This is a genomic window from Pseudomonas sp. TMB3-21 (genome assembly GCF_054898145.1).
The window spans coordinates 2911451-2927842 of record NZ_CM142718.1 but is presented as its reverse complement, the minus strand read 5'-3'; the positions used below and the strand labels follow the sequence as shown (position 1 = coordinate 2927842).

The following is a 16392-nucleotide window of genomic DNA, read 5'->3' as shown; positions in this document are numbered from 1 at the left end:
AAGCGTTAAGTACGATACTCAGCGTTGATCTTCACGTACTCGTGGGACAAATCCGTGGTCCAGATGGTTTCGCTGCAATCGCCGCGTCCCAGCTCGATGCGGATGGTGATTTCCTCCTGTTGCATCACCGCGGCGCCCTGGGCTTCGGTATAGGTCGCGGCGCGGGCGCCTCGGCTGGCGATGCAGACATCGCCGAGGAACACGTCGATCCTGCTCACGTCCAGGTTCGGTACACCGGCACGGCCGACGGCTGCCAGAATCCGGCCCCAGTTCGGGTCAGAGGCGAACAGCGCCGTCTTGATCAGTGGCGAGTGGGCGACGGTGTAACCGACGTCCAGGCACTCCTGATGATTGCCGCCGCCGTTGACTTGTACAGTGACAAACTTGGTGGCGCCTTCGCCGTCGCGGACGATGGCCTGGGCCACGTCCATGCACACTTCGAATACAGCTTGCTTCAGCTTGGCGAACAGCTCACCGCTTGCCGAGGTGATTTCCGGCAATGCTGCCTGACCGGTCGCGATCAGCATGCAGCAGTCGTTGGTCGAGGTGTCGCCGTCGATGGTGATGCGGTTGAACGACTTGTTGGCGCCGTCCAGCAGCAGGTCTTGCAGCACATCGCGCGCGACTTTGGCGTCAGTTGCGATGTAGCCAAGCATGGTCGCCATGTTCGGACGAATCATGCCCGCGCCTTTGCTGATGCCAGTGACGGTGATGGTCACGCCGTCATGCTGGAACTGGCGGCTCGCGCCTTTGGGCAGCGTGTCGGTGGTCATGATACCGGTGGCGGCAGCTTCCCAGTTATTCACCGACAGGTCGTCAAGAGCGGCCTGCAGCGCGCCTTCGATCTTCTCAACCGGCAGCGGCTCGCCGATGACGCCGGTGGAGTACGGCAGCACCAGGCTGGCGTCGACGCCGGTCAACTCAGCCAGTTTTGCGCAGGTGCTCTCAGCGGCGGCCAGGCCTGGTTCGCCAGTACCCGCATTGGCGTTGCCGGTGTTGGTCAGCAGGTAACGCACCGGGCCTTGCACACGTTGCTTGGCCAGAATCACCGGCGCGGCGCAAAAAGCATTCAGGGTGAACACGCCCGCAACCGTGGAACCTTCGGCACAACGCATGACCACGACATCCTTGCGCCCCGGGCGCTTGATGCCGGCCGAGGCGATACCGAGTTCAAAACCGGCAACCGGGTGCAACGTTGGTAAAGGACCAAGACCAACAGCCATGAATGCGCTCCTTATCAATGAGGTCAGCACCGCTTACTGGGATAACGGTGGTTTGAATGGCAAAACGCCGCGACGGCTGTGGCCGGTCGCGGCGCGGGTATTTCAGCTTACGGAACGGGTTTTACTGGATCTGCCCGTGGCAATGCTTGAATTTCTTGCCCGAACCGCAGTAACACAGTTCGTTACGGCCCAGCTTCTGCTCGTTGCGTACCGGCACGGTGGCGAGGGCAACGTCGATCTCTTCACCGAGAATTTCCGGCTGCTCAAGACCCGGCGCTTCATCGTGCTGGAACTGCATGCGGGCGGCCAGAGCTTCAGCTTCCTGGCGCAGGCGCGCTTCTTCTTCGATCGGATCTTCGCGGCGAACCTGAACGTGCGAGAGCACACGGATAGAGTCGCGCTTGATCGAATCCAGCAGCTCGGAGAACAGCGTGAACGACTCGCGCTTGTATTCCTGCTTCGGGTTCTTCTGAGCGTAGCCACGCAAGTGGATGCCGTGACGCAGGTGATCCATGGTCGACAGGTGGTCTTTCCACAAATCATCCAGCACGCGCAGAACGATCTGCTTCTCGAAGGTGCGCAGTGCTTCGGCACCGGCCTGGTCTTCTTTCTCGTTGTACGCGGCGATCAGCTCGTTCATCAGCTTCTCGCGCAGGGTTTCTTCGTACAGGTGATCGTCTTCGTCCAGCCACTGCTGGATCGGTAACGTCACACCGAAGTCGCTTTGCAACGCAGCTTCCAGCCCCGCAACGTCCCACTGCTCCGGCAATGATTGCGGTGGAATGTGCGCGCTGATGGTCGCGTTGAGCACGTCCTGACGGAAGTCGGCGATGGTCTCGCCAATGTTGTCGGCGGCCAGCAACGTGTTACGCATGTGATAGATCACTTTACGCTGTTCGTTGTTGACGTCATCGAACTCGAGCAGTTGCTTGCGGATGTCGAAGTTGCGGCCTTCAACCTTGCGCTGCGCCTTCTCGATGGCGTTGGTCACCATGCGGTGTTCGATCGCTTCACCGGACTGCATGCCCAGGGCCTTCATGAAGTTCTTCACCCGGTCAGAGGCAAAGATGCGCATCAGACTGTCTTCCAGCGACAGGTAGAAACGGCTGGAACCGGCGTCACCCTGACGACCGGCACGACCACGCAGCTGGTTGTCGATACGGCGCGATTCGTGACGCTCGGAAGCGATCACCTGCAAACCACCGGACTCCAGCACCTGCTGATGGCGCTTCTGCCAGTCGGCCTTGATCTGCGCGATCTGCTCCGGCGTCGGGTTGTCCAGCGAGGCCACTTCCACTTCCCAGTTGCCGCCCAACAGGATGTCGGTACCACGACCGGCCATGTTGGTGGCGATGGTCAGCGCACCCGGACGACCCGCCTGGGCAATGATCTCGGCTTCCTTTTCGTGGAACTTGGCGTTCAGAACCTTGTGCTCGATGCCTTCCTTGTTGAGCAGATTGGACATGTGCTCGGACGTTTCGATGGTTGCAGTACCCACCAGCACCGGACGGCCCTGGGTCATGCATTCCTTGATGTCATTGATGATCGCCGCGTACTTCTCGTCGGCAGTCAGGAACACCAGGTCGTTGTAGTCTTTGCGCGCCAGCGGTCTGTTTGGCGGAATAACCATCACCGACAAACCGTAGATCTGGTGGAATTCGAACGCTTCGGTGTCAGCCGTACCGGTCATGCCGGACAACTTGTTGTACAGGCGGAAATAGTTCTGGAACGTGGTCGAAGCAAGGGTCTGGCTTTCGGCCTGGATGTTCAGCTCTTCCTTGGCCTCGATTGCCTGGTGCAGGCCCTCGGACAAACGACGGCCCGGCATGGTACGACCGGTGTGTTCGTCGACCAGTACAACCTGACCGTCCTGCACGATGTATTCGATGTTGCGGTGGAACAGCTTGTGCGCACGCAGGCCGGCATAAACGTGGGTCAACAGGCCCAGGTTGTGTGCCGAGTACAGGCTCTCGCCTTCGGCCAGCAGGCCAACGCGGGTGAGCATGTCTTCGATGAACTGGTGACCGGCTTCGTTGAGCTCGACCTGACGGGTTTTCTCGTCGACGGTGTAGTGGCCAGCCTTGGTGACTTCGCCTTCCACTTCTTCGACGTGCAATTCCAGCTGCGGGATCAGTTTGTTGATCTCGACATACATCTTCGAGCTGTCCTCGGCCTGACCGGAAATGATCAGCGGGGTACGCGCTTCGTCGATGAGGATGGAGTCGACTTCGTCGATCACGGCAAAATTGAGTTCGCGCTGGAATTTTTCTTCCATGCTGAACGCCATGTTGTCGCGCAGGTAGTCGAAACCGAATTCGTTGTTGGTGCCGTAGGTAATGTCGGCAGCGTAAGCCAGACGTTTCTCTTCAGGCGGCTGGAATGGTGTGACCACACCCACCGACAGGCCGAGGAATTCGTAGAGCGGGCGCATCCAGTTGGCGTCCCGGCGAGCCAGATAGTCGTTCACCGTCACAACGTGCACGCCTTTGCCGGACAGTGCGTTGAGGTAAACACCCAGTGTTGCCACCAGGGTCTTGCCTTCACCGGTGCGCATTTCCGCGATCATGCCTTCATGCAAGGTCATGCCGCCGATCAGCTGTACATCAAAGTGACGCATACCCATGACACGCTTACCGGCTTCGCGAGCGACCGCAAAGGCTTCTGGCAGCAGTTTGTCGAGGGTTTCCCCTTTGGCGATGCGGGCCTTGAACTCGTCTGTCTTGGCACGCAATTGATCGTCCGAAAGGGCTACCATTTGCTCTTCGAAGGCATTGACGAGTTGCACCGTCTTGAGCATGCGTTTGACTTCACGCTCGTTCTTGCTTCCAAAAAGTTTCTTTAACAAAGGCGCAAACATATCGGCAGGATCTTCCACACTAAAGGGATGGAGGGCGGCCCCGTGAGTCGCCCGAGCAGCCCTCATGGCCGCATGCGAACGAGCATTCTACCCGGAAACGGTGGTGAGGAAAGTGGCGTTATTCCACGATGCTGGCACAGCGCTGTAACGGGGCTCACTTAAAATAGGGGCTTTTTGCCGAACTTCAAGCCGCACGCGTAAGAAGTTAGTCGTTGATTTAATGAGTAAAGCCGGCGCAATGCAATGGGTCGGGCGGGTCAGACGCTTTCTGCTAACATGGCCGCTCTGTTACTTCAGGTGTCTGATCATGGCATTTCGCCCTCTTACGGCCAGAGCACCCGCCGTTCTGCTTCGCGAAGCCAAACCGCTGAAAGCCATCTTCAGCCACGCTCAACGCCTGGGTCATTTACAGCGCCTGGTGGAAAGCCAATTGCAGCCTGCCGCGCGTGAGCATTGCCATGTGGCGTCGTGGCGCGAGGGCAGTTTGCTGTTGATTGTCACTGACGGCCATTGGGCCACTCGCTTGCGGTATCAGCAGAAGCGGTTGCAGCGGCAATTGCAGGTGTTTGATGAGTTTGCGAGTTTGACGCGGATATTGTTCAAGGTTCAGCCGCCGACCGTTCCGCAGGGGGCGGTGGGGCATACGATGGATTTGTCGACCGATGCGGCGGCGACGATTCAGGCGACGGCGGACGGGATCAGTGATCCCAATCTGCGCGCGGCGCTGGAGCGGTTGGCGGCGCATGCCAAACCCAAAACATGAAGAATGTTTAATGTTGGATTCTGAGCTGCCAGGGGATCGAGGGTGTACTCGGTCCACTGTGGGAGCTGGCCTGCCGGCGATGGCCATGTCTTAGGCACCTAGGGTTTTGTCGGTGTGCATATCCGTTTCTTCGGTGATGGCGGCTATTGGTTCCGCCCTTACGGCGGGTCACTTGGAGAAGCGCCAAGTAACCAAGCGCTCTTGCCCCTGACGTCCGGTGGCTCGCTAGTGCTCGCCATGCCTTCGCTCCGGTCCTGCTCCGTGGGCCCGCTGCCATCGGCCATCCATGGCCGGGGGCAGCTAACCCGGCATCCTTGCCGGGTTGCCCACTGCGCAGAACCTGCGCTCAGCCTCCCGACGGAGCGCTAACCGCCACAGCGCGCCGAGGCGGCCTGATAGCCGACCTGGATGATTGTTTGACCGCGTTTTATATGTGGGAGCGAAGTTTGCTCGCGAAGAGGCACTTGAGGCCGCTTAAGGCTTCGCGGGCAAGCCTTGCTCCCACAGGTCCTGTTTCCACAGGTCCTGTTTCCACTGATCTCATCCCGCAGATAGCGGGAGACCTCAGCAGCCTCAGCGTTTTTTGCTGCCACCCAGCAACGATCCCATCAAACCGCGCACCAATTGCCGGCCCAATTGATTCGCCGCCTGCCGCATCGCCGATTTCAACGCCTGCCCCGCAGCCGTGCCGAGGAATTCGCCGGCTTTGTCGGTTAGGCTCGGCTCTGCCTTTTCTGGGGTGGCCTGCGGATCAGGCGCGAGCCCTTTGCGCCCCATGAGCACTTCATAAGCCGACTCGCGATCAATCGGTTTGTCATAGCGCCCCTTGAAGGGCGAACCGGCGATCAGCAGGGTGCGTTCGGTTTCGCTCAGGGGCCCGATCCGCGACTGCGGCGGAGACACCAGCACGCGCTGGACCATTTCCGGCGTGCCCTTTTCCGCCAGCGTCCCCACGAGCGCCTCGCCGATTCCCAGTTCGGTCAAGACCGACAGGGCATCGAAGGCCGGATTCGGTCGAAAGCCGTCCGCGACGGCGCGTAGCGACTTTTGCTCCTTGGCCGTGAATGCGCGCAAACCATGTTGAATGCGCAGCCCTAACTGCGCGAGCACGTCATCCGGCAAATCGCCCGGCGACTGCGTGACGAAATACACGCCCACGCCCTTCGAACGAATCAGCCGCACTACTTGCTCAAGGCGTTCCTGCAAGGCTTTCGGGGTGTCGGCGAACAACAAGTGCGCCTCGTCAAAAAACAGCGCCAGCAGCGGTTTGTCGGCATCGCCACGCTCTGGCAGTTGCTCGAACAGTTCCGCCAGCAACCACAACAGGAACGTCGCATAAACCTTCGGCGCTTCGTGCACCAGGCGACTGGCGTCGAGCAAGTGGATGCGCCCACGACCATCGGCGGCCGGCTGCAACATGTCTTCGAGTTGCAGCGCCGGCTCGCCGAACAGGGCGTCGGCGCCCTGCTGCTCCAGCGTCGCCAGACGTCTCAATAATGCCTGGCTGGAACCGGTGGTCATCAGCGCTGCGTCATCGCCGAGCAGTTCCGGGTTGTCACGCAAGTGGTTGAGCAACGCCTTCAGGTCCTTGAGGTCGAGCAGCAGCAACCCTTCGCGGTCCGCGACCTTGAACGCGGCATACAGCGCCGACTGCTGACTGTCGGTCAGTTCCAGGAGACTGCCGATCAGCAGCGGTCCCATTTCGCTCAACGTGGTGCGCAACGGATGACCGGACTGACCGTGAATGTCCCACAGAGTGACCGGATAAGCCTGGGGTTTATGGTTCAGCCAAGGCATGCCGGCGATGCGCTCGGCCACCTTGCCCTGAGGGTTGCCGGCAGCACCCAGCCCGCACAGGTCACCTTTGATGTCCGCGGCAAACACCGCCACACCGGCATCGCTGAAGGCTTCGGCCAAGCGTTGCAGGGTGACGGTCTTGCCGGTACCGGTAGCGCCCGCGACCAGGCCATGTCGGTTTGCCAGACGCATGGCCTGGGCGATCGGCTGCCCTGCGAGGTCGGCACCGATAACGAGTTGCGATGAGTCAGGCATTTTGTCACCCATGGTTAATCTTTGATCCTTCACGGCCGATATAAAAGAATGAAAAGCGTCGGTAGTTCCCTACGGAGAGGATGGAAATATCAGCTTGTTTTGACGACCGTCCCTTCGCGCTCCTTTATAAAAGCACGCCTTGGGCATTAAGACCTTAGCGGAACCCCATGCCATGAATAAAAATCTGCGCTTCAGCCATAAAATCCTGCTTGCCGCCGCCCTCATCGTCATGGCTGCCTTCGCCTCCTTCACCCTGTACAACGACTATTTGCAACGCAACGCCATCCGCGAGGACCTGGACAACTACCTCAACGAAATGGGCGATGTCACTGCCAGCAACATTCAAACCTGGTTGACCGGCCGTATTCTGCTGATCGACAACCTGGCGCAGAACATTGCCATCAACCCGGAGCCCGCCACTGTCGCCAGCCTGCTGGAGCAGAAAGCGCTGACGTCGACCTTCATGGCGTCCTACCTGGGCGATGCCACCGGCAGCTTCACCATCCGACCGGACGCGAAGATGCCCGACGGTTTCGACCCCCGCGTCCGCCCTTGGTACAAAGGCGCCGAAAGCAGCGGCACCGCCACGTTGACCGAACCCTATATCGATGCGGCGACCGGCCAGTTGATCATCTCGATTGCCACCGCGTCGAAAAAGGCTGGGCAGAGTGTCGGCGTGGTGGGCGGCGACCTCAGCCTGCAGACTCTGATCGACACCCTCAGCGCCCGCGACTTCGACGGCATGGGTTACGCCTTCCTGGTCAGTGCCGACGGCAAGATCCTGGTTCACCCGGACAAAGCCCTGGTGATGAAAACCCTCGCCGAAGCGTACCCACTCAATACACCGCGCATCAGTACCGACTTCAGTGAAATCGAGGTCGACGGTAAAACCCGCATCGTCAATTTCACCCCGATCAAAGGCCTGCCGACGGTCAACTGGTACATCGGTCTGTCCGTGGATAAAGACAAAGCCTTCTCGATGCTCAGCGAATTTCGCACCTCGGCGGTCATCGCGACCATCATTGCCGTGGTCATCATCATCGCCTTGCTGGGCATGCTGATCCGCCTGCTGATCCAGCCGCTGCATGTCATGACCCGCGCCATGCAGGACATCGCCGACGGTGAAGGCGACCTGACCAAACGCCTGACCATCCAGAACAACGATGAGTTTGGCGTGCTCGGCACCGCATTCAACCGCTTCGTGGAGCGCATTCATGGTTCGATCCGCGAAGTGTCGTCGGCCACCGGCCAGGTCAACGAAGTGGCGTTGCGCGTGGTGGCCGCTTCCAATTCGTCGATGTTCAACTCCGATCAGCAAGCCTCGCGTACCAGCAGCGTGGCGGCAGCGATCAATCAGCTCGGCGCTGCCGCGCAGGAAATCGCCCGTAATGCCGCGCAGGCCTCGAGTCAGGCCAGCGATGCGCGCAACCTCGCCGAAGATGGCCAGCAAGTGGTGGACCGCAGCATTGCCGCGATGAACAAACTGTCGAGCATGCTCAGCGCCTCCAGCAGCAATATCGAATCGCTGAACAGCAAAACAGTGAACATCGGGCAGATTCTCGAGGTGATCACCAGCATTTCCCAGCAAACCAACCTGCTGGCGCTCAACGCCGCCATTGAAGCCGCACGCGCCGGTGAAGCCGGACGCGGTTTTGCGGTGGTCGCGGATGAAGTTCGCAACCTCGCGCACCGCACGCAGGAATCGGCGCAACAGGTGCAGACCATGATCGAGGAGCTGCAGGTCGGCGCCCGCGAATCGGTGAGCACCATGAGCGACAGTCAACGCCACAGTCAGGATAGCGTCGACATCGCCAATCTGGCCGGTGAGCGCTTGAACAGCGTGACGCTGCGCATCGGTGAGATTGACGGGATGAACCAATCGGTGGCGACGGCGACCGAGGAACAGACGGCGGTGGTGGAGTCGATCAACGTGGACATTACCGAGATCAATACGCTCAACCAGGAAGGCGTGGAAAACCTCCATTCGACGTTGCGCGCGTGTTCCGATCTGGAGCAGCAGGCAGCGCGGCTGAAGCAGTTGGTGGGCAGTTTCCGCATCTAGAATCTGTTGCCACGCCATCGCGGCGACCCGATGTGCCCGCGATGGCGATTTTTTTCACCCACCAGACCTCCCAACCCTGCGCCAGCAAACCCCAAACGAACATCTATCCTTCATTAAGGTCAACCTAGGGAGACCAATGGACCGGAGGGATGTTCGCCGTGCATATCGCTGACATAACCATGTTCTACGCCCCTGCCAGCGGTGGCGTGCGTACTTATCTGGATGCCAAACACCGGCGCCTGGGAATTAAACCCGGCATTCGCCACAGCTTGCTGATACCCGGCGCCAACCTTACTGAACGGGACGGCGTCTATACAGTTCCCGCTCCCGCCCTGCCCTTCGGCAAAGGTTACCGCTTCCCACTCCGCGTGGCGCCTTGGCGCAATGTCCTGCAGGACTTGCAGCCCGATCTGATCGAAGTCGGCGATCCGTACCTCACCGCGTGGGCGGCACTCGATGCCCGGCGTCAGCTCGATGTACCGGTGATCGGCTTCTATCATTCGGACTTGCCGGTGTTAGTGAGCAATCGCATGGGCAACTGGGTGACGCCAAATGTCGAGGCCTATGTCCGCAAACTGTATGGCAATTTCGACCGAGTGCTGGCGCCGAGCCAGATCATGGCGGACAAATTGATCAGCCTCGGCGTCAGGAATGTGTTCGTGCAACCGCTCGGTGTCGACCTGCAGACCTTCAATCCGGCGGCGCGTGATCCTGAATTACGCGCGGAACTGGGCATTGCCGAAGACGCGCACCTGCTGATATTTGCCGGTCGCGGCTCCAAGGAAAAGAACCTGCCAATACTGCTCGACTGCATGAAACACCTCGGGCGACGCTATCACCTGGTGTTGGTGGGTTCCTCGATGCCGGCCGCGGTCCCGGATAACGTCACGGTTGTTGATGAATTCTGCCCGGCTGCACAGGTAGCGCGGTTGATGGCCAGCGCCGATGCTCTACTGCATGCCGGCGATCAGGAAACCTTCGGGCTGGTGATCCTGGAAGCCATGGCCTGCGGCATTCCGGTGGTGGCCGTTGCAGCCGGGGCGTTTCAGGAAATCGTCCCTGAACACTGCGGCGTGCTTTGCGCGCCGAACAACCCGCTGGCCATGGCCAATGCCGTGCGGGAATTGTTCAGCGCCGACATCACCACGTTGGGCAAACAGGCGCGTAGCCATGTCGAACGGCATTACGCATGGGACGCAGTGGTCAATAGCCTTTTGGGCCACTATCACGCAGTGCTCGGCGATCAGTTGCCGATGATCGCCAATGGTTGAGCCCATGCATGCCCCTGCCCTCATGTTGGTTTTGCACGACGTCGCGCCGCAAACGTGGGGCGACTATCAGTCGTTCGTAGAGGCCGTCGATGCTCTGGGCGCGGTGCCGATGACCTGGCTGGTGGTACCGGACTTCCACAAGCGTAATTCCCTGGACGAGCATCCGGCCTTCTGTCGCGTGCTCAGCGAACGCGTCGAGCGCGGCGATGAACTGGCTTTGCACGGTTACTTCCATTGCGACGAAGGCCCGCTGCCCGGCACGCCGCGCGACTGGTTCATGCGCCGCGTCTATACCCACGAGGGCGAGTTCTACAGCCTGTCCCGGGAAGACGCACTTGCCCGCCTGCATGCCGGTATTGACATGTTCCACCGTCACGACTGGCCACTCGAAGGCTTTGTTGCACCGGCCTGGCTGATGAGCGATGGCACCCGCGAGGCCTTGCGCGAGTTGCCGTTGCGTTACACCAGTGATCCGCAGCACTTGTATCGCTTGCCGGATTTCTCCGTGATTGAGGCGCCGGGATTGGTGTGGAGTGCGCGCAGTGCATGGCGTCGCGGCGTATCAAAACTGCTCAGCGACCAGCGCGAACAGCGCTGGCGACAAGCACCGGTGATTCGCCTGGGCCTGCACCCGGTGGACATGCGTCATGAGTTTTCACGCACCTATTGGCTGCAAACCCTCAAGCGTCTGCTCGATGAGGGCCGCATGCCAATGACCAAGGCTGATTGGCTGGCGTCGCAAGACACATTGATGGGGCGCGTAGCGTGAGTCGCGGGGTTCTGTTGTGCATTGCCTTACTGGTTGCGGTGATGATCCCGGCCTTGCTGGGCGGCAATGAAACCTGGTATCGCCTGCACAGATTTCCATTGCACTGGTTGCTGATCATGTTCGCCATGATTCTGCTGTGCTGGGTGCTGAATTCGATGCGCTTGCGCCTGTTGCTGGGCGACGAGCGCGGCAAGGTCAGCCGCCGCAAGAGTCTGGCGGTGGTGATGGCCGCCGAATTCGCCTATTGCGCGACGCCGGGAGGCAGCGGTGGCCCGCTGACCATCATGGCGCTGCTGGCACGTCAGGGCGTGCGTCCCGCTCGGGGCAGCGCGGTGTTTGCGATGGATCAGTTGAGCGATCTGCTGTTTTTCCTCTGTGCGCTGATCGGGATCCTGATTTACGCCTTGTTCCAACACCTCAGCCAGCGCATGGAGTGGCTGCTGACGGTCAGCGCGGTCTCCATGTTCGGTGGGTTGTTGAGTTGCGTGTTCGTCGCCCGCTACCACCGTTTGCTGATTCGCCTGAGCGGCCGTCTGTTGGCGCGACTTAATGTCAAAGCAGCGACGCGTATGCGCTGGGCGCGAAAACTTTTGCATTTTCTGGCGGCGTTTACCGACACGTTGAAATTGCCGTCTCGGACATTGATTACGGTGTTTGCCCTGACGTGTGTGCATTGGATTCTGCGCTATAGCGTGTTGTATCTGGCGTTGCGCGGGTTGGGGGCGGATGTGCAGTGGGCCTGGAGCTTTTTGATTCAGATGCTTTCGCTGAGTGCGGGGCAGTTCAGCCTGCTGCCGGGTGGCGCCGGAGCGGCGGAGCTGACCTCGGCGGCGCTGTTGACGCCAATGGTGGGCAAGTCCACGGCCGCGGCTGCAATCCTGATCTGGCGGGCGGTGACGTATTACTTTTATCTGCTGGTGGGCGGGCCGGTGTTTGTGTTGATGCTGGGGCGGCCGCTGTTGAAGAAATTGATGAGGTTCAAGCAGGTTTAGTTGGGTTTGTTATTACTGCGTTGTGTACGCAAACTCTGTAGGAGCTCAGCTTGCTCGCGATGGCAGTCTGTCCGGCGCCCACTTGCTTGCGGATGCACACGATCAATTGTGGTAGCTGAGCTTGCTCGCGATGGCGGTGCGTCAGGCGCCCACTTGCTTGCGGATGTACCCGGTCAACTGTGGGAGCTGAGCTTGCTCCGGGCGGCGTTCCGACGATGGCGGTGTGTCGGGCGACGGTTGTTTTGAGGTTGTACATATCCGTTGCTGCGGTTGGGGCTACTATTGGTTTCGCCCTTACGGCGAGTCACTTTGGAAAAGAGCCCCAAAGTAACCAAAAGGCTCTTGCCCCGCCATTCGGTGCCTCGCCTAGGCTCGGCATGCCCTCACTCCGGCATTGCTCCGGGGGCCCGTCGCCATCGGCCATCCATGGCCGGGGGCGACTACCGCGGCATCCTTGCCGCGGTACCCCCTGCGCAACGCCTGCGTTCGGCCTCTGGGAAAGGGGCACGCAGATCAAGATCAAGATCAAGATCTGAAGCAAAGCAAAGCAAAGCCCAAACTCCCGCCCCGATGCTGATCGTTCCCGCGTGGGGACGATCAGTGCACGGCGCAACGTAACCTGCGCAGCCAGGACGGCCGGTAGGCCGCCTCGGCGGCTGTGGCGGTTAGCGCCCCCTCGGGAGGCTGAGCGCAGGTTCTGCGCAGTGGGCAACCCGGCATGGATGCCGGGTTAGGCGCGCACGGCCAAGGATGGCCGATCGCGCCGGGCCCACGGAGCAGGGCCGGAGCGAAGGTATGGCGAGCCCAAGCGAGGCACCGGACGTCAGGGGCAAGAGCACTTGGTTACTTGGTGCTCTTCCAAGTGACTCGCCGTAAGGGCGAAACCAATAGCCGCCCTCATCGCCGCAATGGATATGTACACCAAAAAAACTTACGCGCCCAAGACGCAGCCATCGCTGGCAAGCCAGCTCCTACAGGGGACCGAGTACACCTTGTAGAATCCAGCAAAATGGAAGAACGCCTTCGCAAGCAAGCCTCGCTCCTACGTGGGCTGATCATCCCCGGATTCACCCTCCGCCTCAGGATGCAAAGCCCCCCACAACGCCTCAGCCCCCGGAAACTCCGTACCGTCCTCCGCGCTCAGGTCATCGGGATCGTAACGGCTCAAGCACCCCTCCCCCAGCGTCGCGGGGGCTCGGGCGGTAGCTTTGTCGAGTGGGTCGGCCATGATCAAATCCTCCATACAGAAACGGCGAAGGGCCTGAAGCGATTGAACGCCCAGGCCCTTCGAATTTCAACCCTGTCGCGTTGCTGTCAGAACACGACCGTCTTGTTGCCATGCACCAGGACACGGTCTTCGAGGTGATAACGCAGACCGCGAGCCAACACCATCTTCTCGACATCGCGACCGAAACGCACCATGTCTTCGATGCTGTCGCTGTGACTGACACGCACCACGTCCTGCTCAATGATCGGGCCGGCATCCAGCTCTTCGGTCACGTAGTGACACGTTGCGCCAATCAGCTTCACACCACGCATGGACGCTTGGTGATACGGCTTGGCGCCCACAAACGAAGGCAGGAAACTGTGGTGAATATTGATCACCTTGTGCGCATATTCATTGCACAGCGACGGCGGCAGGATCTGCATATAACGGGCAAGTACCACCACTTCGGCATCGTGCTGTTTGACCAGACGCGAGACCTCTGCAAATGCCGGTTCCTTGTCCTGCGGATTGACCGGAACATGGTAATAAGGAATGCCGTGCCACTCGACCATGCTGCGCAAGTCGTCATGGTTGGAAATCACACAAGAGATTTCGCAGTCCAGTTCATCGCTGTGCCAGCGGTGCAACAGATCGGCCAGGCAGTGAGATTCACGGCTGGCCATCAGCACCACACGTTTTTTCTGCGCGGTGTCGGTGATGCGCCAGTCCATCGAAAAAGCTTCAGCGATCGGCGCAAACGCTTCGCGAAAGGCCTCGATACCGAAGGGCAGCGAGTCGGCACGAATTTCGTGACGCATGAAGAACCAGCCGCTCTGATTATCCGAGTGGTGGCTCGCTTCAGTGATCCAGCCGTTATGGGACGCCAGAAAGTTACTGACTTGAGCAACGATGCCGACGCGGTCCGGGCAAGCAATCACTAGCCGAAAGGTGCGCATGAGGGGGAGACTCCAGAACTTCGCAAAGGCCGCCATTCTAGCGATTGCGCAGCAAAACTGCAGTATTGATGAAGCATTTGCTGCAGACGAATCGACGCTGCAGATCCCGACAAATACACATTTTCTCGCTCAAAGGTGTTTTTGATGCAGATCTACAAGTACCCAATTGTGAAGATCTGTGTTGACCGCATCACACTATTTAACTGCGCCTGCAATTTGTCGCCAGTTCATTGCCAACAAATTAAATAAACACGTGTTAAATGTTTACTTGATGAAACAGCCTGACTATTATTGCCGCACTGTAACCTGCCATCCAGCGTCCAACATAAGGTAGTCCCAATGTCCTTGATCAACGAATATCGCGCCACCGAAGAAGCTATCAAAGAGCTGCAAGCCCGTTTGAAGAATCTTTCCCAAGACGACAAACTGCAAACCGAGCTGGAATTTGAAGGCAAACTGCGCACCTTGATGGGCGAATACTCCAAGTCCCTGCGTGACATCATCGCGCTGCTGGATCCGGAATCCAAAAGCAAGGCTCCACGCGGTGGCGCGGTAAAAACTACCGGCACCAAGCGCGCGCGCAAAGTTAAACAATACAAAAACCCGCATAACGGCGAAGTCATCGAAACCAAAGGTGGCAACCACAAGACTCTGAAAGAGTGGAAAGCCAAGTGGGGCGGTGACGTGGTTGAAGGCTGGGCGACTCTGCTGGGCTAAGCCGCAGAAGACGCACCAAAAAGGAACGCCAGCAAATGCTGGCGTTTTTTTATGCCTGAGTGTTAGACCTGCCGTGACAGGTTCGAGGATTCAAAGACTCAAACGTTTGCGCAATGCTTCGACATAATTATGCCATTTACTCAGAACCTCCTTCTGAAAAGGCGTAGCAGTAATGTCCAGTTGTGCAGCCGCCTCTATGAAAGATTTCAGCGTATTGGGTGCGCCCCACTGCGGATCAGACAGACGCTGCTGACAGAACAATCGCCAACGTTCCTGCTCTTCGAAATTCAACGTGTCAGGGAAGTTGCGGGCGCGATATCGAAACAATAGTTCAGGCAAACGTTCATCATCGAACGGCCAATGCTCTTGTGCTAATTGTGCAGGCTCGGCGGACCTGACTTGCTCACATAAACGTCTATCGCGGTCGCCGATAAAACCGTCGTATAACTGTTGTTCAGGATCATCGTTCTGAGGAAATTCCTCCCTGGCATAAATCGCCTGCACTTTATCCCGCCAGATCTCCTGTGCGTCACTTAGTCGCAGTGCTCGCTCATGTTTAAGCGCCATATCCAGCCCGAGCCGTTGTTGATCGGCGGGACGCAGCACAGACATTGGTGCAACAACCGGGCACTTATTGATGTGGATCAGTTTGAGCGGCACCGGCAACTCGCCCTCTGCAAGATCGTCGCGGCGGGTATATAAGCGCTGGCGCAACGTCTCTGCATCAAGATCCAGCAGTCCCTGAGGATCCAGATGCAGGTCACAGACAATCAAGGCGTTCTTGTTGCGCGGGTGCCACGCCAACGGCAGCACCACACCGACATAACTGCGAGCCGCCGAAAAACGCCCGGAAATGTGCACCATCGGCTGCAGCAGTCGAATCTGATCCATCACCTTCGGTTTACTGCGCAACTGGAACAACCAGTCATACAGCTTCGGCTGTTTTTCCCGGATCAACCGAGCGAGGGCGATGGTCGCGCGAACGTCGGACAGTGCTTCGTGAGCATTGCCGTGATCGATACCGTTGGCGGCTGTCAGGCGTTCGAGTTTCAGCGTGACGCGGCCCTCTTCGTCCCTCGGCCAGACAATGCCGTCGGGGCGCAGGGCATAAGCGGCACGCACCACATCAATCAGATCCCAACGGCTGTTGCCACCCTGCCACTCGCGAGCGTAGGGATCGAAAAAATTTCGATACAAGCTGTAGCGGGTCATTTCATCGTCGAAACGCAAGGTGTTGTAACCGGCGCCACAGGTCCCCGGAGCGGCGAGTTGCGCATGCACCCGCGTCATGAAATCCGCTTCACTCAAACCCTGTTCGGCAAGACGTGCCGGGGTAATGCCGGTGATCGCACAGGCCGCCGGATGCGGCAGGATGTCTTCACTGGGCTGGCAATAGAGATTGACCGGTTCGTCTATTTCATTGAGATCGAAATCGGTGCGAATCCCCGCGACCTGCAGCGGGCGATCACAGCGGGGATTGATACCCGTGGTTTCATAGTCGTACCAGAAAATCGAGGTCACGG

Annotated in this window: 12 protein-coding genes and 1 pseudogene; 7 read left to right on the top strand and 6 right to left on the bottom strand. The window is 59.1% G+C overall.

Going from position 1 to position 16392, the window contains the following annotated elements; genetic code table 11:
- Positions 1 to 5: 5 nt before the first annotated feature.
- On the bottom strand, positions 6 to 1223 hold the full coding sequence (gene argJ, locus ACYZTS_RS13445; protein WP_461989783.1) for a bifunctional glutamate N-acetyltransferase/amino-acid acetyltransferase ArgJ: 1218 nt from the start codon (positions 1221 to 1223) through the stop codon (positions 6 to 8).
- Between the two features lie 121 nt (positions 1224 to 1344).
- Positions 1345 to 4080 carry a preprotein translocase subunit SecA gene (secA, locus tag ACYZTS_RS13440; RefSeq protein WP_028621898.1) on the bottom strand — a complete coding sequence of 912 codons (2736 nt, stop codon included), beginning with the start codon at positions 4078 to 4080 and terminating at the stop codon, positions 1345 to 1347.
- 307 nt (positions 4081 to 4387) lie between these two features.
- Here secA and ACYZTS_RS13435 point away from each other — a divergent pair, with 307 nt between their 5' ends.
- A complete protein-coding gene (locus ACYZTS_RS13435) occupies positions 4388 to 4843 on the top strand; it encodes a DUF721 domain-containing protein (protein ID WP_028621897.1) in 456 nt (151 codons plus the stop codon).
- 573 nt (positions 4844 to 5416) lie between these two features.
- Here ACYZTS_RS13435 and ACYZTS_RS13430 read toward each other — a convergent pair.
- On the bottom strand, positions 5417 to 6895 hold the full coding sequence (locus ACYZTS_RS13430) for a helicase HerA-like domain-containing protein (protein WP_461996435.1): 1479 nt from the start codon (positions 6893 to 6895) through the stop codon (positions 5417 to 5419).
- A gap of 172 nt (positions 6896 to 7067) precedes the next feature.
- On the opposite strand from ACYZTS_RS13430, the pseudogene ACYZTS_RS13425 reads away from it, so the two are divergent.
- The 5 genes and pseudogenes from ACYZTS_RS13425 to ACYZTS_RS13405 all read left to right on the top strand — a co-directional run.
- Positions 7068 to 8099 (top strand): annotated as a pseudogene (locus ACYZTS_RS13425) (HAMP domain-containing protein); the annotation flags it as partial.
- A 93-nt stretch (positions 8100 to 8192) separates the two neighbouring features.
- A complete protein-coding gene (locus tag ACYZTS_RS13420) occupies positions 8193 to 8957 on the top strand; it encodes a methyl-accepting chemotaxis protein (protein WP_442961314.1) in 765 nt (254 codons plus the stop codon).
- Positions 8958 to 9106: 149 nt separating this feature from the next.
- A complete protein-coding gene (locus tag ACYZTS_RS13415; RefSeq protein WP_461989780.1) occupies positions 9107 to 10228 on the top strand; it encodes a glycosyltransferase family 4 protein in 1122 nt (373 codons plus the stop codon).
- Positions 10221 to 10997: a DUF2334 domain-containing protein gene (locus ACYZTS_RS13410; RefSeq protein ID WP_461989778.1), complete on the top strand. Its 777-nt coding sequence runs from the start codon at positions 10221 to 10223 to the stop codon at positions 10995 to 10997. The genes ACYZTS_RS13415 and ACYZTS_RS13410 overlap by 8 nt, the downstream gene beginning before the upstream one ends.
- Entirely contained in the window at positions 10994 to 11989 is a 996-nt protein-coding gene (locus ACYZTS_RS13405; RefSeq protein WP_028622889.1) for a lysylphosphatidylglycerol synthase transmembrane domain-containing protein, read from the top strand. Before ACYZTS_RS13410 ends, ACYZTS_RS13405 begins: the two co-directional genes overlap by 4 nt.
- A gap of 1042 nt (positions 11990 to 13031) precedes the next feature.
- Here the strand turns inward: ACYZTS_RS13405 and ACYZTS_RS13400 are convergent.
- Both ACYZTS_RS13400 and purU read right to left on the bottom strand, forming a co-directional pair.
- Positions 13032 to 13217: a hypothetical protein gene (locus ACYZTS_RS13400; RefSeq protein ID WP_461989776.1), complete on the bottom strand. Its 186-nt coding sequence runs from the start codon at positions 13215 to 13217 to the stop codon at positions 13032 to 13034.
- Between the two features lie 86 nt (positions 13218 to 13303).
- The gene (gene purU / locus ACYZTS_RS13395; protein WP_028622886.1) at positions 13304 to 14152 is read right to left on the bottom strand and encodes a formyltetrahydrofolate deformylase; all 849 of its coding nucleotides are present in this window, start codon (positions 14150 to 14152) and stop codon (positions 13304 to 13306) included.
- Positions 14153 to 14491: 339 nt separating this feature from the next.
- Here purU and mvaT point away from each other — a divergent pair, with 339 nt between their 5' ends.
- Positions 14492 to 14869 (top strand): histone-like nucleoid-structuring protein MvaT, encoded by a 378-nt coding sequence (mvaT, locus tag ACYZTS_RS13390; protein WP_007945872.1) that lies wholly within the window; start codon positions 14492 to 14494, stop codon positions 14867 to 14869.
- A 90-nt stretch (positions 14870 to 14959) separates the two neighbouring features.
- On the opposite strand, the gene sbcB is transcribed toward mvaT, so the two are convergent.
- Positions 14960 to 16390: an exodeoxyribonuclease I gene (gene sbcB, locus ACYZTS_RS13385; RefSeq protein WP_461989773.1), complete on the bottom strand. Its 1431-nt coding sequence runs from the start codon at positions 16388 to 16390 to the stop codon at positions 14960 to 14962.
- Positions 16391 to 16392 lie beyond the last annotated feature (2 nt).

What these genes read in the sequence shown, in the direction of transcription:
- purU (WP_028622886.1), bottom strand. Translation starts at nt 14,152, where the DNA reads ATGCGCACCTTTCGGCTAGTGATTGCTTGCCCGGACCGCGTCGGCATC.
- argJ (WP_461989783.1), bottom strand. Translation starts at nt 1,223, where the DNA reads ATGGCTGTTGGTCTTGGTCCTTTACCAACGTTGCACCCGGTTGCCGGT.
- ACYZTS_RS13400 (WP_461989776.1), bottom strand. Translation starts at nt 13,217, where the DNA reads ATGGCCGACCCACTCGACAAAGCTACCGCCCGAGCCCCCGCGACGCTG.
- ACYZTS_RS13430 (WP_461996435.1), bottom strand. Translation starts at nt 6,895, where the DNA reads ATGCCTGACTCATCGCAACTCGTTATCGGTGCCGACCTCGCAGGGCAG.
- ACYZTS_RS13435 (WP_028621897.1), top strand. Translation starts at nt 4,388, where the DNA reads ATGGCATTTCGCCCTCTTACGGCCAGAGCACCCGCCGTTCTGCTTCGC.
- ACYZTS_RS13410 (WP_461989778.1), top strand. Translation starts at nt 10,221, where the DNA reads ATGGTTGAGCCCATGCATGCCCCTGCCCTCATGTTGGTTTTGCACGAC.
- mvaT (WP_007945872.1), top strand. Translation starts at nt 14,492, where the DNA reads ATGTCCTTGATCAACGAATATCGCGCCACCGAAGAAGCTATCAAAGAG.
- ACYZTS_RS13420 (WP_442961314.1), top strand. Translation starts at nt 8,193, where the DNA reads ATGTTCAACTCCGATCAGCAAGCCTCGCGTACCAGCAGCGTGGCGGCA.
- secA (WP_028621898.1), bottom strand. Translation starts at nt 4,080, where the DNA reads ATGTTTGCGCCTTTGTTAAAGAAACTTTTTGGAAGCAAGAACGAGCGT.
- ACYZTS_RS13415 (WP_461989780.1), top strand. Translation starts at nt 9,107, where the DNA reads ATGTTCGCCGTGCATATCGCTGACATAACCATGTTCTACGCCCCTGCC.